The following is a 25675-nucleotide window of genomic DNA, read 5'->3' as shown; positions in this document are numbered from 1 at the left end:
CCCCAATCCTTCCCTTTACAGGTCGTGTTGATGCTGCAGTACGGGCAAAAAAGCTTTCTGATCGTCGACGACTTCACGGACTTTCGCACGTCGACACGCTCCATGCTGCGCGAACTGGGTGCACGCGACGTGGACACCGCCGACAGTGGCGAGCAGGCGCTGCGCATGTGCGGGCAGAAGCGCTATGACTTCGTGTTGCAGGACTTCCACCTGGGCGACGGCAAGAAGAACGGCCAGCAGGTGCTTGAAGACCTGCTGCTCGACAAGCTGATCAGCCATGAATGCGTATTCATCATGGTCACCGCTGAAAGCAGCCAGGCCATTGTTCTGAGCGCCATCGAGCACGAACCTGACGCTTACCTGACCAAGCCATTCAACCGTGTCGGCCTGGCCCAGCGTCTTGAAAAGCTGGTTCAACGCAAGACCCTGCTCAAGCCGATTCTCCAGGCCCTTGACCGCGGCCGCCCGGCCGAAGTGATGACGGCCTGTGCCGAACTGTGCAAGCAGGACCCACGCTTTGCCCCGCTGTGCCTGCGCTATCGAGCCGATGCGCTGCGCGATCTCAACCGCTTCGACGAGCTGGAAAAGTTCCTCAAGGGCATCCTCGCCAGCCGCCCGCAACCTTGGGTCTACGCGGCGCTGGGCAGCCTGCTGCACAAGCGCGGCCAGTATGCCCAGGCGCAGGGCGTCTACGAACAGGCGCTCAAGGCCTTCCCGATCATGCCCAGCCTGTATGACGGAATGGCCGAGGTGTTGGTGGCCCAGGGTGAAAGCCGGCGTGCCCAGCACATGCTCGAAGAAGCGGTGCGCCTGTCGCCGCTGGCGGTGCGCCGGCAAGCGGCGCTGGGCAAGTTGGCGTTGGACAATGCCGACTTCGAGGGCGCCTCCAAGGCGTTCCGGCATGCGGTCAGCCAAGGGCAGAGCTCGCGCTACAAGAATGCCGAGACCAACCTGGGGCTGGCCCAGGCGTTGATGAGCAAGAATGCCGGCAATGGCCTCGACGCGCGCACCCGGGTCGAGATCAACAGCGTGCTCAGCGAAGTGGCCAAGGAAAACGTCGAGGACCAGGGCCTGCAGGTGCGGGCGCGCTTGATGAAGGCGGCCAGCCTGCAGCAGGCAGGTGATGCAGAGACCGCCGCCAAGCTCACCGAGCAGGCGATGCAGCGGTTGGAGAAGATGGAACAGTTCTTCTCGGTCGAGGCGGCGCTGACCGTGGCCAAGCAGCTGCAGCAGCTGGGCCAGGATGCGGCGGGCAGCTCGATCCTCAAAGGCTGCGTGGAAACCTACGGCGATGATCCCAAGGTCATGCAGAGCGTGGCCAAACTCACCGATGACCCGACGGTGCTCGGCGCAGTGACCGAGGCGGTCGACCTCAACCGTCAAGGTGTGCGCAGCTACCAGGGCGGGCAGCTCAGCGAGGCGCTGGGCATGTTCCGCAAGGCCCTGTCGCTGCAGCCGAAGAACATCAGTATTGCCCTCAATACGGCCCAGGCGCTGCTGCGTATCGGCGGTGAGACACCGCCGCCAGCATTGATGGAGGAGTGTCGCAGCTGTCTTACCAGTGTGGCTGGCATCCCCGCCAGTGACAGCCGCTACGATCGCTACCGCAAACTGCACATTCGGGTCTTTGGCGCATGAACCAGGACAACCAGGGGCTGGATTTCTCCATGGTGATCGCCTCCACCGTGCACGACCTGAAGAACTCGCTGTCAGCGTTGATACAGGCGCACAACCAATGGCTGGCGCGGATGCCCGAGGCCCTGCGTGGCGGTGCCGAGCAGGGCGTGATGGAACACGAATTCCGCCATCTCAACGGCATGCTGGTGCAGATGCTGGGCTTGTACAAACTGGGGGTTAACCAGCTCCCGGTTTGCCCCGACTACCACGAACTGGACGATTTCATCGAGGCCCAGCTGGCGGCGCAGGAGGAAGTGCTCAAGCATCGCGACATCCTCGCCACCTGGCGCATCGAGACCCAGAGCCCGTTGGGCTTCTTCGACCGTGAACTGGTGGCATCGGTGGTGGCCAACGTGCTGACCAACGCCATGCGCTATGCCGGCCATGCGCTGCTGATCAGCATCGAGGAAGAGGGTGAGCAGCTGGTGATCAGCGTCAACGACGATGGCGCCGGTTATCCACAGCGCATGCTCGAGCGCCAGCAGGATTATGTGCAGGGCATCGATCAGCAGAGTGGCAGTACCGGGCTGGGTTTGTACTTCGCCGCGCGCATTGCCGCACTGCATGAGCGCAATGGGGTGCATGGGCGAATCGAGATCGCCAATGGCGGGGCGCTGGGGGGCGGGTTGTTCAGGTTGTATCTGCCCTGAGTGCCGGTTTGCGGTTACCCTGAGCGGCGTCGATACCCATACGCTAGCTGTGATGCTGCGTATGGCAGGCCTTGAAGCGAAGGGTGCCAAACGCATCGAATCCGCTCCTGAAGCCGTGATCCTGGACGCGCTGGCCCGTGTTCAAACCCTCTTCGATTAATTGTGTGCAGTGTCTTGTCATGGAAAAACCATCCGTAGCGCTCATCCGCGAAACCTTCCCCGTTGGCCCCCTGCAGTGCAACTGCACGCTGATCGGCGACCCGGTCAGCAGGAAAGCCATCGTCGTCGACCCGGGCGGTGACGAGCAGAAGATCCTCGCCCGCCTGCAGCACCATGGCCTGACCCTGGTGAGCATCATCCACACCCACGCCCACTTCGATCACTTCCTCGCCTCGGGCAAGCTCAAGGAGCTCACTGGCGCCACCTTGCACCTGCACAAGGATGACCAGCCGTTGTGGGACAACCTCGAGATGCAATGCCAGATGTTCGGCATGCCTTATACGCCCGTGCCCGCACCGGACCGCTGGCTGAGCGACGACGAGGAACTGGCCTGCGGCTGTGGCGTGGCCCTGCACACGCCAGGGCATAGCCCAGGTTCCATGAGCTTCTGGTTCGCCGAGCAGAAACTGCTGATTGCCGGCGACACCCTGTTCCGCCGTGGAGTCGGGCGCACCGATTTGTGGGGTGGTGACCAGCGGACTATCGTTCGTTCCATCAAGGAGCGCCTGTACCGCCTCGATGAAGATGCCATCGTGGTGACCGGCCATGGCCCGGAAACCCGCCTTGGCGATGAGATGCGCGAAAACCCGTTCGTGCGTGCCTGAAGTTGCAGGGAATTTTTCCCCTTTGCTGCAATCCAAGGCTGGCACAGATCCGTGAGTGATCCGCCGCACTTTTGAATTTCAGTAGGAGCTTGTCCATGTTCACCATGCGTCGTCTGATTATCGTCGCTACCGCCGCTGCCCTGATGTCCGGTTGTGCCAGCCCCAACCCGTACGACAACCAAGGCCAGGCGCAAGGCTCCACAGGGATGAGCAAAACCGCCAAATACGGCGGCCTGGGCGCGCTGGCCGGCGCCGTCGCCGGTGCCGCCATCAACCACAACAACCGCGGCAAGGGTGCGTTGATCGGCGCCGCCGCCGTGGGCGCCGCGGCCGCTGGCTACGGTTACTACGCCGACAAGCAGGAAGCCGAGCTGCGTGCACAAATGGCCAACACTGGCGTCGAGGTGCAGCGCCAGGGTGACCAGATCAAGCTGATCATGCCGGGCAATATCACCTTCGCCACCGACTCGGCGAATATCGCCCCAAGCTTCTACTCGCCACTGAACAACCTGGCCGGTTCGTTCAAGCAGTTCAACCAGAACACCATCGAAGTGGTCGGTTTCACCGACAGCACCGGCAGCCGCCAGCACAACATGGACCTGTCGCAGCGCCGTGCCCAGGCCGTCAGCAGCTACCTGACCTCGCAAGGTGTCGATGCATCGCGGGTGACGGTGCGTGGCATGGGCCCTGACCAGCCGATTGCCAGCAATGCCGACGCCAACGGTCGCGCACAGAACCGTCGGGTCGAAGTCAACTTGAAGCCGATCCCTGGCCAGCAGTATGACCAGCAGGGTACCGTTCAGCAGTATCCGTAAGTCGCAGGCAGAGGGCTGTTGGGGCTGCGTTGCAGCCCCTTTTCGTTTCAGCGCACGGTACTGGCCTGGATCGCCGTCAGTGCGATGGTGTGCACGATGTCATCCACCTGGGCCCCGCGCGGCAGGTCGTTGACCGGCTTGCGCAGCCCTTGCAGCATCGGCCCGAGGCTCACGCAATCAGCACTGCGCTGCACCGCTTTATGGGTGGTGTTGCCGGTGTTCAGGTCGGGGAACACGAACACCGTGGCGCGCCCCGCCACCGGGCTTGCGGGGGCGAGCTGGCGGGCGATCTCGGGGTTGGCGGCGGCGTCATACTGCAGCGGGCCGTCGATCAGCAGGTCGTGCTCGGCCTGCTGTGCCAGCCGCGTGGCTTCGCGAACTTTTTCCACTTCCTCGTCACTGGCGGCCGAATCGCTGGAGTAGCTGAGCATCGCCACCCGCGGCGCGATACCGAACGACTCGGCCGACTCGGCGCTCTGCCGGGCAATCTCGGCCAGCTCGGCGGCGCTGGGGTGCGGGTTCATCACGCAGTCGCCATACACCAGCACTTGGTCCGGGAACAGCATGAAGAACACCGACGACACCAGGCTTGCGCCCGGCGCGGTCTTGATCAGCTGCAAGGCCGGGCGGATGGTGTTGGCAGTCGAATGCACCAGGCCCGAGACCAGGCCATCGACCTCACCCAGGGCCAGCATCATGGTCGCGATCACCACCGGGTCTTCCAGTTGCTGCTCGGCCATTGGCGCGTTGAGGTTCTTGCTCTTGCGCAAATCGACCATCGGTTCGACGTAGCGGCCACGGATCAGGTCGGGGTCGAGCACTTCCAGGTCGGGCGGCAGGGTGATGCCCTGGGCACGCGCCACCGCTTGCACCGCTTCGGGCTTGGCCAGCAGCACACAGCGGGCGATACCGCGGGCCTGGCACAGGGCGGCGGCCTGCACCAGCAAGGGCTCGGCGCCTTCGGGCAGGACGATGCGCTTGTTGGCCTGCTGGGCGCGCTGAATCAGCTGGTAGCGGAATACCGCCGGTGACAGGCGCAGCTCGCGCGGCGTGCCGCAGCGCTGGTGCAGCCAGGCGGCATCGAGCTGGCTGGCGACGAAGTCGGTGATGAACTCGGCGCGTTCGCGGTCGTCCACCGGGATTTCGCGGTTCAGCGAGTTGAGCTGGTTGGCGGTGTCATAGGAGCCCGTACTGACCGACAGGATCGGCAGGCCGGCCTGCAGTGCGCCGCGGCACAGTTCAAGGATGCGCGGGTCGGGCTTGCTGTCGCTGGTCAGCAGCAGGCCGGCCAGGGGCACGCCATTGATGGCTGCCAGGCTCACGGCGAGGATGATGTCGTCGCGATCCCCCGGCGTCACCACCAGGGTGCCCGAGGTCAGAAGCGGTACGGTGTTGGCCACGGTGCGGGCGCAGATGATGATCTTGTTCATGCGCCGCTGGTCGTAGTCACCGGCATTGAGCACCTGGGCGCCCAGCAGCTCGGCAACGTCACGGGTGCGCGGTGCATTGAGATCGGGCTGGTAGGGGATGCAGCCAAGCAGGCGGAAGTCGTTGCCACGCAGCAGCGGCGAGTGCTCGCGCAGGCGCGTGGCGAAGTCGGCCATGCTTTCGTCGGTGCGTACCTTGTTGAGGATCACCCCGAGCACCTTCGGGTCACGCGGGCCACCGTACAGCTGGGCCTGCAGTTCGACGCGCCCGGACAGCTCGCTGAGCACCTCGTTCTCGGGCGCCGACACCAGGATCACCTCGGCATCCAGGCTCTTGGCCAGGTGCAGGTTGACCCGGGCCGCATAGCTGGCATGACGGGTCGGCACCATGCCTTCGACTACCACCACGTCCTTGCCCACGCACGCTTGCTGGTACAGGCGAATGATCTCTTCGAGCAGTTCGTCCAGCTGGCCGTCACCCAGCATGCGCTCCACATGGCCAAGGCTCAGGGGCAGGGGCGGCTTGATGCCATGGGTGCGGGCAACCAGCTCGCTGGAGCGCTCAGGACCCGTATCGCCGGGGTGCGGCTGGGCGATCGGCTTGAAGAAGCCGACCTTGAGCCCGGCGCGTTCCAGGGTACGGATCAGGCCCAGGCTGATGGAGGTGAGGCCGACACCGAAGTCGGTCGGCGCAATGAAAAATGTCTGCATGCGTGCTTCTCGAAATAAGCGGTGCAAGGAAATCAACGGCCAAGGGTATCGCTAACCGCACCCTGGGCGCACCAGCCGCAGTGGAATACCTGGCCGATACGGCGCTCGCGCTCAACCGGGTCGAGCACCCAGGGCCTGGCCTGCCAGGGCGGCTGGTGGCGCAGATGCTGGGTGTGGCCGCAGGACAGCTCTACCACCCAGTGGTCTTCCTCGTCCTGATGGAAGCCGGTGATCAGACTGACGGGCCTCCCTTCGTCCATGGTCGGTTCGCAATCGGACGATGCCTTGGTTACACTTCCCCGCTCTACATTCTTTTGCAAAAGGTCCTGCCCCATGCTGATCGCCGCCAACAAGGCTGTCTCCATCGACTATACCCTCACCAACGACGCTGGTGAGGTCATCGACAGCTCCGCCGGCGGTGCGCCGCTGGTTTACCTGCACGGTGCCGGCAACATCATCCCGGGCCTGGAAAAAGCCCTGGAAGGCAAGCAGGCCGGTGACGAGCTGACCGTTGCCATCGAACCCGAAGAAGCCTACGGCGAATACTCGGCCGAACTGGTCAGCACCCTGAGCAGCAAGATGTTCGAAGGCGTCGACCAACTGGAAGTCGGCATGCAGTTCCACGCTTCGGCGCCGGACGGCCAGATGCAGATCGTCACCATCCGCGACATCGACGGCGACGACGTGACTGTCGACGGCAACCACCCGCTGGCCGGCCAGCGCCTGAACTTCAAGGTCAAGGTTGTTGATGTGCGCGACGCCAGCGAAGAAGAAATCGCTCACCGCCACATCCACGGTGAAGGTGGCCATCACCACTGATTTTCTGCGCTAAGCTCAGAAAGTCGCCAGGCGCTCGGGCAAGCCGGACATCCTTAAGGGAGTGGACGGTTTGGCTGCGCGCCTTTTTAGTGGGCGCGATTCGCCCCAGCGACAACCGGGAACCTGAGAGGGGAATCAACATGAGTGTATTTCACGACCTGACGTTGAAGGCGCTGAACGGCGAGGACCTGCCCCTTGCACCGTTCAAGGGCCAGGTGGTGCTGGTGGTCAATGTCGCCTCCAAGTGTGGCCTTACCCCGCAATACGCGTCGCTGGAGAAACTCCAGCAGCAGTTCAAAGGCAAGGGGTTCAACGTGCTGGGGCTGCCGTGCAACCAGTTTGCCGGCCAGGAGCCTGGCAGCGCGGATGAAATCCAGGCGTTCTGCAGGCGCAACTATGGCGTGAGCTTCCCGTTGAGCGAAAAGCTCGATGTCAACGGCTCGGAGCGTCATGCGCTGTACCGGTTGCTGGCCGGTGAAGGTGCCGAGTTTCCTGGCGATATCACCTGGAATTTCGAGAAGTTCCTGGTGGGTAAGGATGGTCGCGTGCTGGCGCGATTCGCGCCGCGTACCGCGCCGGACGATCCAACCGTGGTGCAGGCGATCGAGAAAGCGTTGGCCTGAGATGCCGAGGGGCTGCCCGACAGCCCCTGACTCGATACCCCTCAATCACTGCAATCAATAATGCTGTGCCCGGCATCACACCCCCCCTAAGCTCAGGCGCATTTCCTCACCTGTCGGGAGCGCCGCATGTCCAGCAACCCTCTGTTCCAGCCCTTCACCCTTGGCACCCTCGACCTACCGACCCGCGTGGTCATGGCGCCGATGACCCGCACCTTCTGCCCCGGTGGCGTGCCCCATGACGGCGTGGTCGAGTACTACCGACGCCGCGCTGCCGCCGGCGTTGGCCTGATCATCACCGAAGGCACCACGGTCGGCCACAAGGCCGCCAACGGCTACCCCAACGTGCCGCGCTTTCATGGCGAAGATGCGCTGGCCGGCTGGGAACGCGTGGTCGACGCCGTGCATGCCGAAGGCGGGCGGATCGTGCCGCAACTGTGGCATGTGGGCAGTGTGCGCCGGCTGGGCACCGAGCCGGATGCCAGCGTGCCGGGCCATGGCCCGAGCGGCAAGGAAAAGGACGGCCAGGTCGTTGTCCATGGCATGAGCCATGACGATATCCGCGAAGTGATTGCCGCCTTCGCCCAGGCCGCCCGTGATGCCCAGGCCATCGGCATGGACGGCGTCGAGATCCACGGCGCCCACGGCTACTTGATCGACCAGTTCTTCTGGGACGCCAGCAACCGCCGTGATGACGAATATGGCGGTGACCTGGCCGGGCGCTCGCGCTTTGCCATCGAACTGATCCAGGCCGTGCGGGCTGCGGTGGGGCCAAGCTTCCCGATCATTTTCCGCTTCTCCCAGTGGAAGCAGCAGGACTACAACGCACGCCTGGTGCAAACGCCGCAGGCGTTGGCGGCGTTCCTTGAGCCACTGTCCGAGGCGGGTGTGGACATCTTCCATTGCTCCACCCGACGGTTCTGGGAGCCGGAGTTCGACGGCAGCGAGCTGAACCTGGCCGGCTGGACCCGCCAGCTCACCGGCAAGCCGACCATCACCGTGGGCAGCGTCGGCCTGGACGGCGAATTCCTCCAGTTCATGGTCGATACCGACAAAGTGGCCAAGCCGGCCAGCCTGGAAGGGCTGCTACGCAGGTTGCAGGCCGAAGAATTCGACCTTGTGGCCGTGGGGCGCGCCTTGCTGGTGGACGCGCAGTGGGCGCAGAAAGTGCGTGACGGGCGTGAGGCCGACGTGCTGCCGTTCAGCCGCGAGGCGCTGACGACCCTGGCTTGATCGCCAGGGCATGGGCTGGCGCCTGCTCGCTCACCCGCACGCCAGCCTGGCAGGCGTCGCCCAGGTAACCTTCGAACTGCTCGACGATCGCCGGCCAGCCCTGGCGGCTGGCATGTTGGCGGGCGTTGAGGCGCACCCTGCGCAAGGTTTCGTTTTCTTCCAGCAGCCAGCAGGCGGCATCGATGAACGCCGCCTGGTCACCCGGCATGGCCAGGGCGCCGCTGTGGCCATGGCGGATGTGCTGGGCAGCGGCGGCCTCGTCGTAGGCAACCACCGCCAGCCCGGCGGCCATCGCTTCGAGCACCACGTTGCCAAAGGTTTCGGTGAGGCTCGGGAACAGGAACAGGTCGCCGCTGGCGTAGTGTTCGGCCAGCCGTTCGTCGCGCTGCACGCCGCAGAACACCGCATCCGGCAGCTGCTGCTCAAGGCTGGCGCGCAGCGGCCCGTCACCCACCATCACCAGGCGCAAGCGGCGCTGTGGATAACGCGTTTGCAGGGCGTCCAGGGCAGGGCGCAGCAGGGCAAGGTTCTTTTCCGCCGCGAGGCGCCCGACGTGCAGCACGGCAATATCATCGGCCGCTAGCCCCCACTGTTCGCGCAGGGCCTGGCTGCGCCGCGCCGGGTTGAACAGGCAGGCATCGACCCCCCGCGCCATCAGGCCCAGGCGTTCGAAGCCACGCCGCTCCAGTGCCAGGCGCTGGCTGGCGCTGGGTACCAGGGTGATGGCCGTGCGCCTGTGGAACCAGCGCAGGTAGTGGGTGAGCAGCCGCGTCAGCAGGCCCAGGCCATACTGGCCCGAGTACTGCGGAAAGTTGGTGTGAAACCCGCTGACCACCGCGATCCCCAGGCGCCGGGCGGCGCGCAGGGCACTCAGGCCCAGCGGGCCTTCGGTGGCGATGTACAGCACGTTCGGGCGCTGCCGGCGCCAGCGGCGCAGCAAGGTGTGCATCGACACTTCGCCCCACTGCAGCCCGGGGTAGCCCGGCAAGGGCCAGCCACGGCACAGCAGCAGTTCCCCTTCCGCCTCGGGTACGCAGTCACCTGCCTGGCGCGGGCGAATCACCTCAACCTGATGGCCTCGCTGGCGAAGCCCGGCATCGAGGCGGCCAAGGGTATTGGCCACACCGTTGATTTCTGGTGGGAAGGTTTCGCTGACCAGGGTGATGCGCAGGGAGGCTGTATTCATGTCAAAAAGTGTCCGCCGCACCCGTTGCGGACATGTGACGCCTTTGTGACGTCTGGATGACGCCTGATTCTCGGCACCTCGCGCAGTGAATATTTCCCATTGCACCGCTCAAGAACCCTTGAGGCTCAGCCGATGCAGATGCATTCGACTATGGTGTGCGCTCCGGGAGAGCGGTGATGTTCAACAGCAAACTGAAGAAAGAAATCCAGCAGCTGCGCGAAGAGCTGATGTCCATCGAACAGGTGAAGAACAGCCTCGACAGTGAAATGCTGGTACTCCAGCTCGATCCCCAGGGGCGCATCGAGTCGGTCAACGGCAATTTCGAGACCGAGATGCTCTACCGCGCCGAGCAACTGATAGGGCGCAACATTGAGGAAATCGTGCCGACCCACGTCAAGAAGCTCGATTTCTACCAGCGCATGAAAACCGCAATCACCCGCGGCGAGCATCTGAACGGCGCATTCCGCCTGCTGCGCGGCAACGGTGAAGAAGCCTGGCTGCGCTCGATCTTGCAGCCGGTGAAGACCCGCGACGGGCAGATCAAGTATTTCACCCTGCATTCCAGCGACCTGACCCGCACCATCGAAACCTCACGCGAGCACGAAAGCCTGATCAAGGCATTGATGCGCTCTACCGCCGTGATCGAATTCAACCTCGACGGCCAGGTGCTCACCGCCAACGACCGGTTCCTGCAGGGCATGGGTTACAGCCTGGAGCAGGTGCGTGGCAAGCATCACCGCATGTTCTGCGAGCCGGAAGAGGCCAACTCGGCCCAGTACAAGGCGTTCTGGGACAAGCTGCGCCGCGGCGAATATGTGGCCGAGCGCTTCAAGCGCATTGATGCCCATGGCCGCACGGTATGGCTGGAAGCCTCGTACAACCCGATCATCGACGCCCACGACGTGCTCTACAAAGTGGTCAAGTTCGCCACGGTGATCACCGACCAGGTCAACCAGGAACTGGCGGTGGCCCAGGCGGCGGACATCGCCTACAACACCTCGCTGGCAACCGACGACTGCGCGCGCAAGGCCACCGACGTGGTGACCCAGACCGTTGACGTGATGCGCGGCCTGGAAGGCTCGATGCAGGACGCCGCCGACGGCATCCAGGCGCTGGACAAGCAGTCCAAGGTGATTGGCGCGATCATCAAGACCATCAGCGACATCGCCGGCCAGACCAACCTGCTGGCGCTCAACGCGGCCATCGAGGCCGCCCGCGCCGGTGAGCAGGGCCGTGGCTTTGCCGTGGTCGCCGACGAAGTGCGCCAGCTGGCGTCGCGTACCAGCAGCGCCACCGAAGAGATTGCCAAGGTGGTGCAGCAGAATGAGCAACTGGCCCAGGCCGCGGTGGACATCATCGACACCAGCAAGCGCCAGGCCGAGCAAGGGCTGGCCCTGGCGGCCGATACCGGCGGGGTGATCGTGGAGATTCAGGAAGGGGCGAAGAAAGTGGTGGATGCGGTGGGGCAGTTTTCCAGCCAGTTGAGCCACTGATCCATTCGCATGACCTGCAATGGCCTCATCGCCGGCTTGCCGGCGATGAGGCCATTGCAGGCAACACAAGGCAGTTGTGCCCTCGTGCGCTCAATTGCGCTCGCGCACCCAGAACAACGTAGCCCCGGCCACCGCCGCCGGCATCATCACCACGTTGACCCCAGGGATCATCAGCGCCAGGTAGGTGATGCCGCCAAAACCCAGCGACTGCCAGCGCTTCTGGCGCAGCCAGGCCAGCATGTCCTGCCAGCTCATCTTGTTGTTGTCCGCCGGGTAGTCGATGTACTGGATGGCCATCATCCACACGCCGAACACCAGCCACAGCGGCGCGGCGATCACGTTGACCACCGGGATGAACGACAGGATGAACAGGCCGATGGCGCGCGGCAGGAAGTAACCGAGCTTGCGCATCTCGCGGCCGAAGGTGCGCGGCACCATGGCGATCAGCTCGCCCCAGCTGAAGGCCGGGAAGGTGTCCTGGCCGCGCACCACCACTTCGACTTTTTCGGCGAGGAAACCGTTGAAGGGCGCGGCGATGACATTGGCCAGCATCGTGAAGGTGAAGAACACCATCAACAACACCAGGGCAACGAACAGCGGCCAGAGAATGTAGGACAGAAAGCTCAGCCAGTCGGGCAGGCTGGGCATCAGCGCGTCGACCCACAGGCTGAACTCGTGGCCGGCGAACCAGATCAGCCCGCCGAACAGCAGCAGGTTGACCGCCAGGGGCAACAGCACGAACAGCCGCAGGCTCGGGCTGAGGATCAGTTTCAGGCCTTCGCGCAGGTATTGCGGGCCAGAAAGGACGGGGGCTTGCATCGGAACGCTCCGCAGAAGGAAAACGCGCTGACCTTACCGAGTTTGCCGTTTCGACGAAAGGCGCCCGCTGCCTGCGAAACGGCCTGTAACAAAGCGCATGGACAATCCCTATCGGTTTTCTCCATGGATAGAGGTTGTCTATAAGGTGGATTGTCGAAGGATATTTCCTTAATCTCTGCGGCCTCGCTACAGTGCGCTCAACTTTTCGTTTTCGGACCGACGCGTTGTAGCACTTCCCCAAGTGCTGCGTGGGTCCCTTTTAATTCCAGCTGGCACAGCCGGCATCCCGATGCCGGCCCGCTGCGGCCCGCTCGACAGGAGTTCGACATGTCTGAAGTACGTCATTCGCGCGTCATCATTCTGGGTTCCGGCCCTGCCGGTTACAGCGCCGCGGTGTATGCCGCCCGCGCCAACCTCAAGCCGCTGCTGATCACCGGCATGCAGGCCGGCGGCCAGCTGACCACCACCACCGAAGTCGACAACTGGCCGGGCGACCCCCATGGCCTGACCGGCCCGGCCCTGATGCAGCGCATGCAGGAGCACGCCGAGCGTTTCGAGACCGAAATCGTCTTCGACCACATCAACGCCGTCGACCTGGCCAACAAGCCGTTCACCCTGCGTGGCGACAGCGGTACCTACACCTGCGACGCACTGATCGTCGCCACCGGTGCCAGCGCCCGCTACCTGGGCCTGCCGTCGGAAGAAACCTTCATGGGCAAAGGTGTTTCGGCCTGCGCTACCTGCGACGGCTTCTTCTACCGCAACAAGCCGGTTGCCGTGGTCGGTGGTGGCAACACTGCCGTGGAAGAGGCGCTTTACCTGGCCAACATCGCCAGCAAGGTCACCCTGGTGCACCGCCGCGATACCTTCCGCGCCGAGAAGATCCTGATCGACAAGCTGCACGCCCGTGTGGCCGAAGGCAAGATCGAGCTCAAGCTCAACGCCACCCTCGACGAAGTGCTGGGTGACAACATGGGCGTGACCGGTGCGCGCCTGAAGAACAACGACGGCAGCTTTGACGAGATCAAGGTCGACGGCGTGTTCATCGCCATTGGCCACACCCCGAACACCTCGCTGTTCGAAGGCCAGCTGACCCTCAAGGACGGCTACCTGGTGGTGCACGGCGGCCGTGAAGGCAACGCCACTGCCACCAACGTCGAGGGCGTGTTCGCCGCCGGCGACGTGGCCGACCACGTCTACCGCCAGGCCATCACCTCGGCCGGTGCCGGTTGCATGGCCGCACTGGACGTCGAGCGTTACCTGGACGGCCTGGCCAACGCTTGAGTCTGATCCAGCCATAAAAAAAACCGGCCATCTGGCCGGTTTTTTTGTGCCTGTGGATAACCCTACAGGCTCAGGCGCATCGACAGGTCGACCGCCTTCACGTCCTTGGTCATGGCGCCAATGGAGATGTAGTCCACGCCGGTCTCGGCGATCACCCGCAGGGTGGTCTCGTTGACCCCGCCGCTGGCCTCGAGCTTGGCCTTGCCGGCGTTGATGCGCACCGCCTCGCGCATTTCATCCAGGGTCAGCTCATCGAGCATGACGATATCGGCCCCGGCATCCAGTGCCTGGCGCAGCTCATCCAGGCTCTCCACTTCGATTTCCACCGGCTTGCCTGGCGCAATGCGGTGCGCCGCAGTTACCGCCTCGGCCACGCCACCACTGGCGGCGATATGGTTTTCCTTGATCAGGAAGGCGTCGTACAGGCCGATGCGGTGGTTGTGGCAGCCGCCGCAGGTAACCGCGTACTTCTGCGCCAGGCGCAGGCCCGGCAGGGTTTTGCGGGTGTCGAGCAGGCGCACCTGGGTGCCCTCGACCAGGTCGGCGAGAAAGCGTGCGCGGGTGGCCACGCCCGAGAGCATCTGCAGGAAGTTGAGCGCCGAGCGCTCACCGCTGAGCAGCGAGCGTGCCGGGCCTTCGAGGTGGAACAGCACCTGGTTGGCGGTGGCCCGTTCACCGTCCGCCACCTGCCAGTGCACCGCCACCCGTGGGTCGAGCTGGCGGAACACCGCATCCACCCAGGCCGTGCCGGCAATCACGCAATCGTCGCGGGTGATGATGGTCGCCTTGGCCAGGCGTTCGGCCGGGATCAGCTGGGCGGTGATGTCGCCGCTGCCGATGTCTTCGAGCAGCGCGCGGCGCACGTTGGCTTCGATTTCGGCGGTCAGGTCGGCGAGGCGTAGGTTCGGCATGGTCGGCTCCACAAGCTAGATGGCGGCGATTATAGGGCAGGGGGGCGGTGTGTACAGCAGCGCGGGCAATGACCGTTGGTCGGGCTCTGTGAGTGATTGCTGTAAGGCACGGTCTGTTGAGTCGTGCGAAAGCCACGCTGGCAGCTGTAATGATTTTCACAGATAATGGCGCCTTGTAATTGGCGTCATAGCTTTGACGATTTATTTGCGCGGTCAAGCACGCAACATCCATCAAGGAGTCCGGGATGCAAGATGAAGGCACGGTGGTGCCCTTGGCGGCGGCCATCGACCGAGGTGCGCAAACGCCCTCGCCCTGCCTTCCGGTGGTGCTCCTGCAAGTGCGTGACAAGGCTGCGCTGCAACTGCGCCAGGGCCTGCAGGCGCTGTTCGACAATGCCGACGACACCTTGTTCGAGATGGCCGACAAAGCCTGCGGCCGGCTTGATCAGAACCTGCACTTCGAAGCCATGCGTGACTTGCGCCTCAAGCGCAAGAGCATCGAGCGCGGCTTCCTCGATACCTTCTATCAGGCCTTCGCCCGGGTCGGGCAGGCCGATGCCCTGGCACCACCGGCGCATTCCGCTGCCGTGCAGGCGATGGTCGATCGTGTGCATTCGCGCGACGGTTTCCTCCTGCAGCAACTGAACCAGCGTTGCGCGGCGATGCTCGAGCAGGGCCTGGACCCGGCATGCAACCCGCTGGGGCCTGGCAACCTGTGCGGTTACTTCCTTACCGCCGGGCGCAACCTGGGCGTGGGCGCCGACGTCAAGCAGGTCCTGCTCAAACTGTTCGAACGCTATGTGTTGCGCGACCTCGACCTGCTCTATGGCGAGGCCAACCAGTTGCTCGTCGCCGCCGGCGTGCTGCCAGACCTTGAGCCCGCGCCACGTCGTCGCGCTGACGATCGGCGCAGTATCCCCCGGCGCGTGGCGGCCCGCCCGGCACAGGTCGGCGAGGCTGGGGAAGACGCTGCCGGCCAGGCGTTCTTCGCGGCCCTGCAACACCTGCTGGCGCCCGCTCGCGGGCGTATCGCGCCGCGCCTGCAGGCGGCCAGCGCAGCGCAACCGATCAGCAGCGCCGACCTGCTGCGCCTGCTGACCCACCTGCAGCACTTTGTGCCGGCCCCCGGCGAGGCAGACGACTTCGACCTGGGCCAGCAGCTCGAACAGCTGCTGTTGCGGGTCAGTGTGCGCAGCGGCACACGCCGGCGTATCGACACCTGCGACGAAGACATGATCAACCTGTTCGGCCTGCTTTTCGCCTACATCGACGCCGACCACAACCTGCCAGCGAGTGTGCGCGCGCTGGTTGGCCGCCTGCATATCCCGCTGCTCAAGGTTGCCCTGATCGACAAGGGCCTGTTCAGCCGCGCCAGCCACCCGGCGCGCCGCCTGCTCAACGAGATCGCCGCCGTAGCGATCGGCTGGGAGGCTGACAGCGAGGCCCTGTACCGGCGCGTCGAGCGCATCGTCCAGCGGCTGCTCAAGGATTTCTGCGAAGACTGCCAGCTGTTCGACGAACTGCTCGACGAGTTCCTCGCCTTCGGCCAGGACGAACGGCGGCGCAACGAACTGCTCGAGCTACGCACCCGCGACGCCGAAGAAGGGCGCGTACGGGCGCTGCAGGCCAACCGGCGGGTGCAGCAGGCACTCAACCTGCGCCTGCGCGGTCGGGTGTTGCCGCAGGTCGTGGTGCAGATGCTGGAGCAGGCCTGGAGCCAGGTACTGCTGCTGGCCTGGTTGAAGCAGGGCGAGGCATCAGCGGCCTGGCGCGATGGCCTGGCCACGGTTGACCAGCTGCTGGCCAGCATTGCCCCGCAGCCCGAGCCGGCGCAGTTGCTGGAGCAGCTGCCCGGCTTGCTCAAAGCATTGCGCGAGGGGCTGGTTGGCGTGGCGTTGGACGCCGCGGCCACCCGTGATTTCTTTCAACACCTGGAGCAGTTGCACCAGCGCGCCTGTGGCGGCCCGTGGGTACCTGATGAGGCGTTACAGGAGGTGCGCGTTCAGGCCGATATCGTCCTGGCCACTGCCGACGAAACCCCCGCTGCAGATCTCGACGTCGACAACCTGGCCCCCGCGCAGCGCTTGGTGGAGCGCTTGCGTATCGGCGCCTGGGTTGAGGTGCTGGACGACGAAGAGCCCCTGCGCTGCAAGCTGGTGGCCCGCATCGACGGCAGCGACCGGCTGGTGTTCGCCAACCGTACCGGCATGAAGGTGCGCGAATGGAGCCACGCGGGCCTGGCCCTGGCGCTGTGCCATGGCCAGGTGCGCACGCTCGATGACGGCCAGTTGTTCGAGCGCGCACTGGAGGCGGTGCTGGCGCAACTGCGCGCCGAGCAGGGCATTGGCTGAACAATCATTTACATGCAAGCGCCGCACGTGCGCGGCATACTGACCGCCTGCCCCCGGCGTCATTCAGGATCTGCCCCATGCAATTGGACCATGCGACCGGCTGGTTCACCGGCGTAAGCCACTGCCCTTCACCGAACTGCAATGCCCGCCCCGACGGCGAGGCGATCTCGCTGCTGGTGATCCACAACATCAGCCTGCCACCGGCCTGCTTCGGCACCGGCAAGGTCCAGCAGTTCTTCCAGAACCGCCTCGACCCCAACGAGCACCCGTACTTCGCCAGCATCAGCCACCTGACGGTGTCGGCGCACCTGTTCGTCGAGCGCGACGGCGCGGTGACCCAGTTCGTCTCGCTGCTCGACCGCGCCTGGCACGCCGGGGTTTCCCGCTTCGAGGGCCGTGAAGGCTGCAACGATTTCTCCATCGGTATCGAGCTGGAAGGCACTGACGACGTGCCCTACACCGATGCCCAGTACGCCACCCTGCAACAGTTGACCTGTGAGATTCGCGCAGCCTGGCCGCGGATCGACCTGCAGCGCATTTGCGGCCACAGCGATATCGCCCCGCAACGCAAGACCGACCCGGGCCCGGCCTTCGACTGGCCGCGTTACCGCGCAGACCTGCAACGCAACGAGGACAAGGCATGAGTTTTCTGGTGTTGGTGCTGGCGCTGTGGTTCGAGAAGTTCTCGTCACTGCGCCAACGGTTGCAACGCGACGGCTTCTATCTGGGTGAGCTGGTGCGTCTTGAGCGCAGCGGCAAGGTTCATCCCTGGTGGACCCTGGCCATCCTGATCCTCGCGCCGGTGGCGCTGCTGGTGTTGCTGCTGCATGTGCTGGAGCCGGTGGCCTACGGGCTGTTGGCGCTGCCGGTGCACTTGCTGGTGCTGATCTACAGCCTGGGCCGCGGTGACGTCAAAGCCGCCCTTGGGCCGTTTCGCGACGCGTGGCGCCGTGGCGACGACCAGGCCGCGCTGCACGTGGCCGAGCGCGACCTGGGGCTGGCTGCCGACGATGCCGCGAGCCTGATCAAGCGGGCCCAGGGGCACCTGCTGTGGCAGGCCTACCAGAGTTTCTTCGCGGTGATTTTCTGGTACTTCCTGCTCGGGCCGGCGGCGGCACTGGCCTACCGCTTGCTGGCCCTGACTGGCGAAAACAGCCGCCAGCCGGCGCTCAAGACCCTCGCCGAGCAACTGCGCCATGCCCTGGACTGGTTGCCGGTACGAGTGCTGGCGGTGAGCTTTGCCCTGGTCGGCAACTTCGTCGCGGTCACCCGGGTGATGCTGCACGAACTGCTCGACTGGCACATCAGCGCCGGCCACTTGGTGGCCAAGGTTGGCCGGGTGGCCGACGACATTCCCGAGGAAGAAGACCGCCAGCGCGGGCTGGAGCGGCTGGACAGCCTGTGGGAGCTGCTGCTGCGCAGCGCGGTGCTGTGGTATGCCTGTTTCGCCCTGTGGACGGTGTTGGTTTGACGGGGTTTACGTGGGAATAACTGTCTTGTTGTAGGAGCGGCCTTGTGCCGCGAAAGGGCCGCAAAGCGGCCCCGGCGTTTTCGCATTCACGCGACAATCCTGGGGCTGCTCTGCAGCCCTTTCGCGGCACAAGGCCGCTCCTACAGGATCCTGCGCGGGGCAGGTACCTTCACGCGGTCCTGCTTAACCATAAGTTACAAACCTTGAATTCATTCTGCGTTATACAAAGTGTTTGGCCCTCGATGGCCAAGTGCTACCCCGCAGAACAACAAGAATTCAAGGAGGTGACCTGTGAAGCGTCTGCTCTATCCGGCCATCGCGCTGATGAATCGGCTGAGCTTCGGCATGAAGTTCAGCCTGATCAGCGTCCTGTTCTTCCTGCCCATGCTGGTCACCAGCTTCTATCTGGTCCGCGACGCCTATAACCAATTCCACGCTACCCGCGTCGAACTGCAGGGCCTGGCGCCGCTGGGCGAGAGCCTGGCGCTGCGGGGCGACCTGGAAACCCTCGGCAACCTGCTGCAAATCAATGCCGTGCTTGGCCAGTCGGGCCAGGCCGGTGATGTCGAAGGCCGTATCGCCAGTTTGCAGGACAAGGTCCAGGCGCGGCTCGACGCGCTCAAGGGCAGCGACCCGGCGCTCGAAGCCAAGCGCGCCGAGCTGGCCGACGCCTTCACCCGTGCCCGTGGCGAAACCTCGTTGCAGAACAAGGCCGCGTTGTTCGAAAAACTGCTCGCCCAGGCCCAGGTGCTGGGTAAGCTGGTCGCCAGCCAGTCGGGTCTGAACCAGGACAATCAGGCCTCGGTGCGCCAACTCGGCGAGCTGATCGGCAGCGCCACGGCGCAGGTTACCCAGGCGATCGGTGAAGGGCGGGCAATGGGCTCGGTGGCCTTGGGCCGTGGTTTCATGGACTCCGCCGGTAGCGCGCGTTTCGAGGACCTGCTGCAGCGCCTGGAGCGGCTGTCTGCCGACTACAGCATCCGCCTCGACGACGCCCTGGCCGCCGACAACCGCGCCAAGGCGGCGCTGGCGGCCAGTGCCCAGGCCAGCCAGGCCACGGTCAAGCAGGCCGCCAGCCTGTTCGAGGACCAGGTGGTGGTAGCCGAGACCCTGGACGCGCCCTGGGCCGGTTTCTACCAGCAGACCACCGAGCTGATGGCCCAGACCTACCGCCTCAACGACGCCGTGCTGGCGCAATTGAACGGGCAGTTGGAAGACCGCCTCGCCCAGCACCGTTTGCGCATGATTGCCCTGGTCGCCGCGCTGGGCACGGTGTTCGTGCTGATCATCTACCTCTACAGCGGCTTCTATGTGTCCACCCGCGAAACCCTGGGCAAGCTCGGCAGCGCCATGGACAAAGTGGCCGCTGGCGACATGACGGTGAGTTTCCAGGCCAGCAGCCAGGACGAGTTGGGCGAGCTGGGGCGTGGCTTCAGCGAGACCGTGCGGCGCATCCGCGGCTTGATTGAGCAGGTCGGCCACACCGTGGCCACGGTCGAGGAGCAGGCCGGCCAGGTGTTGTCGGTGTCGGCGCGCAGCAACCAGGCGGTTGGCGGCCAGCGCGAACAGATCGAGCAGGTGGCCACGGCCATGAACCAGATGACCGCCACCGCGCTGGAAGTGGCGCGCAGCGCCGCCCTGGCGGCCGAGGGCGCACAACGGGTCAACCATGAAAGCGCCTCGGGCCGCGACCTGGTCGAAAGCCAGCAGGGCAGCATCGCCCGCCTGGCGGGTGAAATCGACCAGAGCGTGGTGGCGGTCAACCAGTTGGCTGCCGACAGCCAGGCCATCGGCCGGGTACTGGAGGTGATCCGCAGCATTGCCGAGCAGACCAACCTGCTGGCCCTCAACGCCGCTATCGAAGCCGCCCGGGCCGGCGAGCAGGGCCGGGGTTTTGCGGTGGTGGCCGATGAGGTGCGCACGCTGGCCAGGCGCACCCAGGATTCCACCGAGGAAATCGCCCAGATGATCGAGCGCCTGCGCGAGGGCGTCGGTGCCGCGGTGCGGGTGATGGGCAGCAGCCACCAGATGGCCGCCGGCACGGTGGACGAGGCGCGTCAGGTGCAGCAGGCGCTGGGCAACATCCTTGGCGCGGTGAGTGGCATCGTCGAGCAGAACCAGCAGATCGCGGCGGCGGTGGAGCAGCAGACCGCGGTGGCCCACGACATCGACCAGAACATCGTGGCAATCAACAGGGCGGCCCAGGACACCACCGAAGGCGCCTGCCAGACCGAGGATGCCAGCCGGGCCTTGTCGGTACAGGTGGTGGAGTTGAAGCGGTTGATCGGGGCGTTCAGAGTCTGACCCCGTTCGCGGTCCCCGTGTAGGAGCGGCCTTGTGCCGCGAAAGGGCTGCAAAGCAGCCCCAGGATTTCCGTGTTAACACAAAATCGCCGGGGCTGCTCTGCAGCCCTTTCGCGGCACAAGGCCGCTCCTACACAGGGACCGCATCGCCTGGCAGTTACCAGCCAAACAGCTCGCCGGCATTACGGCTACTGGCCTCGGCCAGCACTCCAACCTCAAGCCCCATCACCTCGGCCAGCGCCCCGGCAATCTCCGGCAGGTGCTCCGGGCTGTTGCGCACCCCCGGGTACATCACCGGCGCCATGTCCGGTGAGTCGGTCTCCAGCACCACGCTCTCCAGCGGCAAGCGCGCCAGGGTCTTGCGCAACCGCAATGCCTGCGGCCAGGTCGCAGCGCCCCCCAGGCCCAGCTTGAACCCCAGCTTGATGTACTCGCGCGCCTCTTCATAACTGCCGGCGAAGGCATGGACGATCCCCGCCCGCTTCGGTTTGTAGCGCTTGAGCGTGGCGATCACCTGGGCATGGCTGCGGCGCACGTGCAGCAGGGCCGGCAGTTCGAAGTCGCAGGCCAGTTGCAGCTGCGCCTCGAACAGGTCCTGCTGGCGCTGCGGGTCGAGCTCCGGCAGGTAGTAATCCAGGCCGAACTCACCCACCGCACACAGGCGTGGGTCGCCGCGCAGGCGCTCCAGCCAGTCGCGCAGTTGCACCAGGTGCTCCGGGCGATGCTGGTCGAGGTAGACCGGGTGCAGGCCGAGCGCGGCGTACAGGCGCGAGTCACTGCAGGCCAGGTCCCACACCCGCTGGAAGTTGGCCTGGTACACCCCCAGCACCACCATCCGCTCCACCCCGCGCGCCGCCGCACTGGCCAGCAACTGCGGGCGGTCGGCGTCGAAGTCGGGGAAGTCGAGGTGGGTGTGGGTGTCGATCAGGCGCATGTCAGGCGCCTGGAATGCGTTGCTTGAAGGTGCGGCCGATGGCGTGCACGCCGGGCTCGTAGCGCTTCTCTTCGATGGCGGCCAGCGCCAGCTCCAGGGCGGTGGCGGCGATCAGGCCGTGCTGCTGGGCCATGGCGTTGACCGGTAGCGGCAGGAAGTCGAGCAGTTGGTTGTCACCGAAGGTGCCCAGTTGCAGCTGGCGCGAATCGGCCGGGCGCGCCTGCAGGATGTCGAACACCCCTTGCAGCAGCACATAGGAGGTGGTCACCAGGGCGTCCGGCAGGCCGCCGTGCTCGGCGATCAGTTGCTGCATCAGGCGCTGGCCGCATTCGCGGCTGAAGGCTTCGCCCTGATAGCGGCGCACTTCACCGGCGTAGGCCTGCATGGCCTCGTCGAAACCACCGGCGCGGGCCTGGCTCACCGACAGCTCGGGGCGAGCGCCGATCAGCGCGATGCTTTTGGGGCGGGTCTTCAACAGGCTCTCGGCCAGCTGGCGGCTGGCGTCGCGGTCGTCGCTGATGACCGAACAGAAGTGCGCCGGGTCCAGGCGCCGGTCGATGGCGATCACCGGCAGGCCCTTGTCCTGCAGCTCACGGTAGCTGTCGTCCTCGGGCGGCAGGCAGCTGGCGACGAACAGCGCATCGCAGCGGCGGGCGCGGAACAGCTGCTGCAACTGGTGCTCGCTGTCGGGCTGGTCGTCGCTGCTGGCGATCAGCAACTGGTAGCCACGGGCGCGGGCGCCCTGTTCCAGCTGCTTGGCGATGCGGGCGTAGCTGGGGTTCTCGAGGTCGGGGAGAATGAAGCCCAGGGTGCGGGTATGGCGGCTGCGCAAGCCGGCGGCCTGCGGGTTGGGGGTGAAGCCATGGGCCTCGACCACCGCGCGCACGCGCTCGACGGTACTGTTGCTGATGCGCTGCTGCTCGGCCTTGCCATTGATGACGTAGCTGGCCGTGGTCACGGACACACCGGCCAGACGGGCGATATCGCTGAGTTTCACCGAATTTTCCTTGTTATTTCCGGGGCTGACTGCTTGCCTGACCGGGTAGTTTCACCCAGGCGCAGGCCCGCGCGCAGACGACCATTGTCGCAATTGTCCGACAGGATGGGGCTTTTTCGTCGGCAGATTATCGAGTAACGTGGCCGCTTGGTCAGATTAATCGTTTCAGCTTGGCTGAATTTTCCTGCTTGCCACATCCAGCCTGGCCACTTGCGCTGATCAATTGAACGGCTTTTGCCGGAAAAATCCACAACAATACCTCGGTACCCCACCTGGGCGCCGGAAAGGAGAAGGTCATGCTCGAGCTTGCCGTGGAGCAGATTGCCATGGGCCAGAAGGCTGCCGACAAAGGCGAGGCGCTGGCCTTGCTGGCCGCGCGGCTGGTGGCCGACGGGCTGGTTGCCGAGGGCTACGTCGACGGCTTGCGCGCCCGCGAGGCGCAGGGCTCGACCTTCCTCGGCCAGGGCATCGCCATCCCCCATGGCACGCCGCAGACCCGCGACCTGGTGTTCGCCACCGGCGTGCGCCTGCTGCAGTTCCCCGAAGGGGTGGACTGGGGCGACGGGCAGATCGTCTACCTGGCCATCGGCATCGCCGCCCGTTCCGACGAACACCTGCGCCTGCTGCAACTGCTGACCCGCGCCCTCGGCGAGACCGACCTGGCCGAGGCCTTGCGCCGCGCCGGCAGTGCCGAAGCCTTGCTCAAGCTGCTGCAAGGCGCCCCCCAGGAACTGGCGCTGGACGCGCAACTGGTCGGCCTCAACCTGGCCGCCGAAGACTTCGACGAACTGGCCTGGCGCGGTGCACGCCTGTTGCAACGCGCCGGCTGTGTCGACAGCGGTTTCGCCGCAGTCCTGCAGCAAGCCGAGCCGCTGCCCCTGGGCGAAGGCCTGTGGTGGCTGCACAGCGAGCGCCAGGTGCGCCAGCCGGGCCTGGCCTTCATCACCCCGCAACACCCCCTGCGCTACCGCGACCAGCCACTCAATGGCCTGTTCTGCCTGGCCAGCCTCGGTGCCGCGCACCAGGCCTTGCTCGAACGCCTGTGCGAAGTGCTGATCGAAGGCCGCGGGCAGATGCTCTACCAGGCCACCAGCAGCCGCGCCGTGCTCGAAGTGCTCGGCGGCGAAGCGCCCGCCGACTGGCCCAGCACCCGGGTGGTGCTGGCCAACCCCCATGGCTTGCATGCCCGCCCGGCCAAGGAACTGGCGCAACTGGCCAAAGGGTTCGAGGGCGAGATCCGCGTGCGCGTACTCGACAGCGCCCAGCCCGCCGTTTCGGTCAAGAGCCTGAGCAAGCTGCTCAGTCTGGGTGCCCGGCGCGGCCAGGTGCTGGAGCTGATCGCCGAGCCGGGCATCGCCAATGACGCGCTGCCGGTGTTGCTGGCCGCCATCGAGCAAGGCCTCGGCGAGGACGTGGAGCCGCTGCCGCAGGCCACCCCGGCTGCCGCCGATACGCCCGCGCCGGCGCTTGCAGCACCGCTGCCCGGCACTACGTTGCAAGGTGTCGCAGCCGCTCCCGGCATCGCCAGCGGCCCAGCCTGGGTGCGGGTCGAGCGCGATATCGACTACCCCCTGCGCGGCGAGTCCCCCGCGCAGGAACGCCTGAAGTTGCGCACTGCCGTGGCGGCGGTGCACGCCGATCTGCAGGCCCTGGTACAGCGCAGCGACAAGGCCATCGGCGAAATCTTCGTCACCCACCAAGAGATGCTCAGCGACCCGGCCCTGATGGACGAAGTCGAGCTGCGCCTGGCCCAGGGCGAAAGCGCCGCCGCCGCCTGGATGGCCGTGATCGACGCCGCCGCGCGCCAGCAGGAGGCCCTGCACGACGCCCTGCTGGCCGAGCGCGCCGCCGACCTGCGGGACATCGGCCGGCGGGTGCTGGCGCAGCTGTGTGGCGTGCAGCAGGCTGCCGAGCCCGCACAACCCTACGTGCTGGTGATGGCCGAAGTCGGCCCCTCGGACGTAGCGCGCCTGGACCCGGCGCGGGTCGCCGGCATTGTCACCGCCCAGGGGGGCGCCACTGCCCACAGCGCCATCGTCGCCCGTGCCCTGGGCATCCCGGCGGTGGTCGGCGCGGGCGCTGCGATCCTGCTGCTCGACAGCGGCACGCCGCTGTTGCTCGACGGCCAGCGCGGGCGTGTTGCCGTCGCTCCGCCCGCCGATGAGCTGCAACGCGCCCTGGCCGAACGCGACGCCCGCGAGCGGCGCTTGCAGATCGCCTGGGCCAACCGCCACGAACCGGCGGTGACCCGCGACGGCCACCGCGTCGAAGTGTGCGCCAACATCGGTGAAAGCAGCGGCATCGACAAAGTGGTGGAGCAGGGCGCCGAAGGCGTCGGCCTGCTGCGCACCGAGCTGATCTTCATGGCCCACCCGCAGGCCCCCGACGTGGCCACCCAGGAAACCGAATACCGCCGCGTGCTCGATGGCCTGGCCGGGCGGCCACTGGTGGTGCGCACCCTCGACGTGGGCGGCGACAAGCCCTTGCCCTATTGGCCGATTGCCCAGGAAGAAAACCCCTTCCTCGGCGTGCGCGGCGTGCGCCTCACCCTGCAACGCCCGCAGGTGATGGAAGAGCAGTTGCGCGCCCTGTTGCGCGCGGCCGACAACCGCCCCCTGCGCATCATGTTCCCCATGGTCGGGCAGGTGCACGAGTGGCGAGCCGCCAAGGCCATGGTCGAGCGCTTGCGCCTGGAGATCCCGGTCAGCGACCTGCAGGTCGGCATCATGGTCGAGGTGCCGTCCGCCGCACTGCTGGCCCCGCAGCTGGCCCGCGAAGTGGACTTCTTCAGCATCGGCACCAACGACCTCACCCAGTACACCCTGGCCATCGACCGCGGCCACCCGAGCCTCTCGGCCCAGGCCGACGGCCTGCACCCCGCGGTGCTGCAATTGATCGACATGACCGTGCGCGCCGCCCACGCCGAAGGCAAGTGGGTGGGCATCTGCGGCGAACTGGCGGCCGACCCGCAGGCGGTCGCCGTGTTGCTGGGGCTGGAGGTGGACGAGCTGAGTGTCGCCGCCCGCAGCATCCCCGAAGTCAAGGCACTGGTGCGCCAGGCCACCCTATCGACGGCCCGCGCCCTGGCGCGCGAAGCCCTGCAACAAGACAGCGCCGAAGCGGTTCGGGCGCTGGTGGAGCGTTACTGAA

General features: G+C 65.7%; 21 protein-coding genes and 2 pseudogenes. 16 read left to right on the top strand and 7 right to left on the bottom strand.

The features are described from left to right. Positions 1–30: 30 nt before the first annotated feature. From L6D77_RS02115 to L6D77_RS02100, 4 genes are all read left to right on the top strand, one after another. Positions 31–1638, top strand: coding sequence for a tetratricopeptide repeat protein (locus L6D77_RS02115; protein ID WP_232882037.1), 1608 nt, complete (start codon positions 31–33; stop codon positions 1636–1638). Further along, positions 1635–2327 carry a sensor histidine kinase gene (locus L6D77_RS02110; protein ID WP_232882038.1) on the top strand — a complete coding sequence of 231 codons (693 nt, stop codon included), beginning with the start codon at positions 1635–1637 and terminating at the stop codon, positions 2325–2327. Before L6D77_RS02115 ends, L6D77_RS02110 begins: the two co-directional genes overlap by 4 nt. A gap of 179 nt (positions 2328–2506) precedes the next feature. Further along, positions 2507–3151, top strand: a complete 645-nt coding sequence (locus L6D77_RS02105) for an MBL fold metallo-hydrolase (RefSeq protein WP_232882039.1) — start codon at positions 2507–2509, stop codon at positions 3149–3151. A 95-nt stretch (positions 3152–3246) separates the two neighbouring features. Continuing rightward, positions 3247–3966, top strand: a complete 720-nt coding sequence (locus L6D77_RS02100) for a YiaD family glycine zipper/OmpA-like lipoprotein (RefSeq protein ID WP_125465502.1) — start codon at positions 3247–3249, stop codon at positions 3964–3966. A 47-nt stretch (positions 3967–4013) separates the two neighbouring features. Here L6D77_RS02100 and pta read toward each other — a convergent pair whose 3' ends face one another. Together pta and L6D77_RS02090 are read right to left on the bottom strand one after the other, a co-directional pair. Then, on the bottom strand, positions 4014–6104 hold the full coding sequence (gene pta, locus L6D77_RS02095; protein WP_232882040.1) for a phosphate acetyltransferase: 2091 nt from the start codon (positions 6102–6104) through the stop codon (positions 4014–4016). 32 nt (positions 6105–6136) lie between these two features. Then, positions 6137–6439, bottom strand: coding sequence for a DUF3565 domain-containing protein (locus tag L6D77_RS02090; protein ID WP_232882041.1), 303 nt, complete (start codon positions 6437–6439; stop codon positions 6137–6139). Here L6D77_RS02090 and L6D77_RS02085 point away from each other — a divergent pair. The 3 genes from L6D77_RS02085 (at position 6438) to L6D77_RS02075 (ending at position 8776) form a co-directional block, all read left to right on the top strand. Then, entirely contained in the window at positions 6438–6923 is a 486-nt protein-coding gene (locus L6D77_RS02085; protein WP_023630340.1) for an FKBP-type peptidyl-prolyl cis-trans isomerase, read from the top strand. The genes L6D77_RS02090 and L6D77_RS02085 overlap by 2 nt on opposite strands. 140 nt (positions 6924–7063) lie before the next feature. Continuing rightward, a complete protein-coding gene (locus L6D77_RS02080) occupies positions 7064–7546 on the top strand; it encodes a glutathione peroxidase (RefSeq protein ID WP_232882042.1) in 483 nt (160 codons plus the stop codon). Positions 7547–7672: 126 nt separating this feature from the next. Then, positions 7673–8776, top strand: a complete 1104-nt coding sequence (locus L6D77_RS02075) for an NADH:flavin oxidoreductase (RefSeq protein WP_232882043.1) — start codon at positions 7673–7675, stop codon at positions 8774–8776. Here L6D77_RS02075 and L6D77_RS02070 read toward each other — a convergent pair. Then, positions 8745–9962: a glycosyltransferase family 4 protein gene (locus L6D77_RS02070; RefSeq protein ID WP_232882044.1), complete on the bottom strand. Its 1218-nt coding sequence runs from the start codon at positions 9960–9962 to the stop codon at positions 8745–8747. The genes L6D77_RS02075 and L6D77_RS02070 overlap by 32 nt on opposite strands. Before the next feature lie 176 nt (positions 9963–10138). On the opposite strand from L6D77_RS02070, the pseudogene L6D77_RS27430 reads away from it, so the two are divergent. Both L6D77_RS27430 and L6D77_RS27425 read left to right on the top strand, forming a co-directional pair. Then, positions 10139–10909: pseudogene (locus L6D77_RS27430) on the top strand (PAS domain-containing protein); the annotation flags it as partial. Between the two features lie 114 nt (positions 10910–11023). Then, positions 11024–11455 carry a methyl-accepting chemotaxis protein gene (locus tag L6D77_RS27425; RefSeq protein ID WP_371923703.1) on the top strand — a complete coding sequence of 144 codons (432 nt, stop codon included), beginning with the start codon at positions 11024–11026 and terminating at the stop codon, positions 11453–11455. Positions 11456–11545: 90 nt separating this feature from the next. On the opposite strand, the gene cysZ is transcribed toward L6D77_RS27425, so the two are convergent. Next, positions 11546–12274, bottom strand: coding sequence for a sulfate transporter CysZ (cysZ, locus tag L6D77_RS02060; protein ID WP_232882046.1), 729 nt, complete (start codon positions 12272–12274; stop codon positions 11546–11548). Positions 12275–12601: 327 nt separating this feature from the next. Between cysZ and trxB the strand changes: the two genes are divergently transcribed. Continuing rightward, a complete protein-coding gene (gene trxB, locus L6D77_RS02055) occupies positions 12602–13558 on the top strand; it encodes a thioredoxin-disulfide reductase (protein ID WP_125465494.1) in 957 nt (318 codons plus the stop codon). A 62-nt stretch (positions 13559–13620) separates the two neighbouring features. Here trxB and nadC read toward each other — a convergent pair whose 3' ends face one another. After that, positions 13621–14469, bottom strand: a complete 849-nt coding sequence (gene nadC, locus L6D77_RS02050; protein WP_232882047.1) for a carboxylating nicotinate-nucleotide diphosphorylase — start codon at positions 14467–14469, stop codon at positions 13621–13623. A gap of 245 nt (positions 14470–14714) precedes the next feature. On the opposite strand from nadC, the gene L6D77_RS02045 reads away from it, so the two are divergent. The 5 genes and pseudogenes from L6D77_RS02045 (at position 14715) to L6D77_RS27415 (ending at position 20595) form a co-directional block, all read left to right on the top strand. Then, positions 14715–16820 carry a DUF1631 domain-containing protein gene (locus L6D77_RS02045; RefSeq protein ID WP_232882048.1) on the top strand — a complete coding sequence of 702 codons (2106 nt, stop codon included), beginning with the start codon at positions 14715–14717 and terminating at the stop codon, positions 16818–16820. 77 nt (positions 16821–16897) lie between these two features. Further along, complete coding sequence (ampD, locus tag L6D77_RS02040; RefSeq protein ID WP_232882049.1) at positions 16898–17464, top strand: 1,6-anhydro-N-acetylmuramyl-L-alanine amidase AmpD; 567 nt, start codon at positions 16898–16900, stop codon at positions 17462–17464. After that, on the top strand, positions 17461–18291 hold the full coding sequence (ampE, locus tag L6D77_RS02035; RefSeq protein WP_232882050.1) for a regulatory signaling modulator protein AmpE: 831 nt from the start codon (positions 17461–17463) through the stop codon (positions 18289–18291). Before ampD ends, ampE begins: the two co-directional genes overlap by 4 nt. A gap of 324 nt (positions 18292–18615) precedes the next feature. Continuing rightward, positions 18616–19737 (top strand): annotated as a pseudogene (locus L6D77_RS27420) (HAMP domain-containing protein); the annotation flags it as partial. 144 nt (positions 19738–19881) lie between these two features. Continuing rightward, on the top strand, positions 19882–20595 hold the full coding sequence (locus tag L6D77_RS27415; protein WP_371923702.1) for a methyl-accepting chemotaxis protein: 714 nt from the start codon (positions 19882–19884) through the stop codon (positions 20593–20595). 156 nt (positions 20596–20751) lie between these two features. On the opposite strand, the gene L6D77_RS02025 is transcribed toward L6D77_RS27415, so the two are convergent. Both L6D77_RS02025 and cra read right to left on the bottom strand, forming a co-directional pair. After that, on the bottom strand, positions 20752–21528 hold the full coding sequence (locus tag L6D77_RS02025) for a TatD family hydrolase (protein ID WP_232882052.1): 777 nt from the start codon (positions 21526–21528) through the stop codon (positions 20752–20754). Between the two features lies 1 nt (position 21529). Next, positions 21530–22525 (bottom strand): catabolite repressor/activator, encoded by a 996-nt coding sequence (gene cra / locus L6D77_RS02020; protein ID WP_232882053.1) that lies wholly within the window; start codon positions 22523–22525, stop codon positions 21530–21532. A 296-nt stretch (positions 22526–22821) separates the two neighbouring features. On the opposite strand from cra, the gene ptsP reads away from it, so the two are divergent. Next, entirely contained in the window at positions 22822–25674 is a 2853-nt protein-coding gene (gene ptsP, locus L6D77_RS02015; protein ID WP_232882054.1) for a phosphoenolpyruvate--protein phosphotransferase, read from the top strand. Position 25675 lies beyond the last annotated feature (1 nt).

It is taken from the genome of Pseudomonas parasichuanensis, from assembly GCF_021601385.1.
GTDB lineage: Bacteria > Pseudomonadota > Gammaproteobacteria > Pseudomonadales > Pseudomonadaceae > Aquipseudomonas > Aquipseudomonas parasichuanensis.
This window is presented reverse-complemented; position numbering and strand designations above follow the sequence as displayed.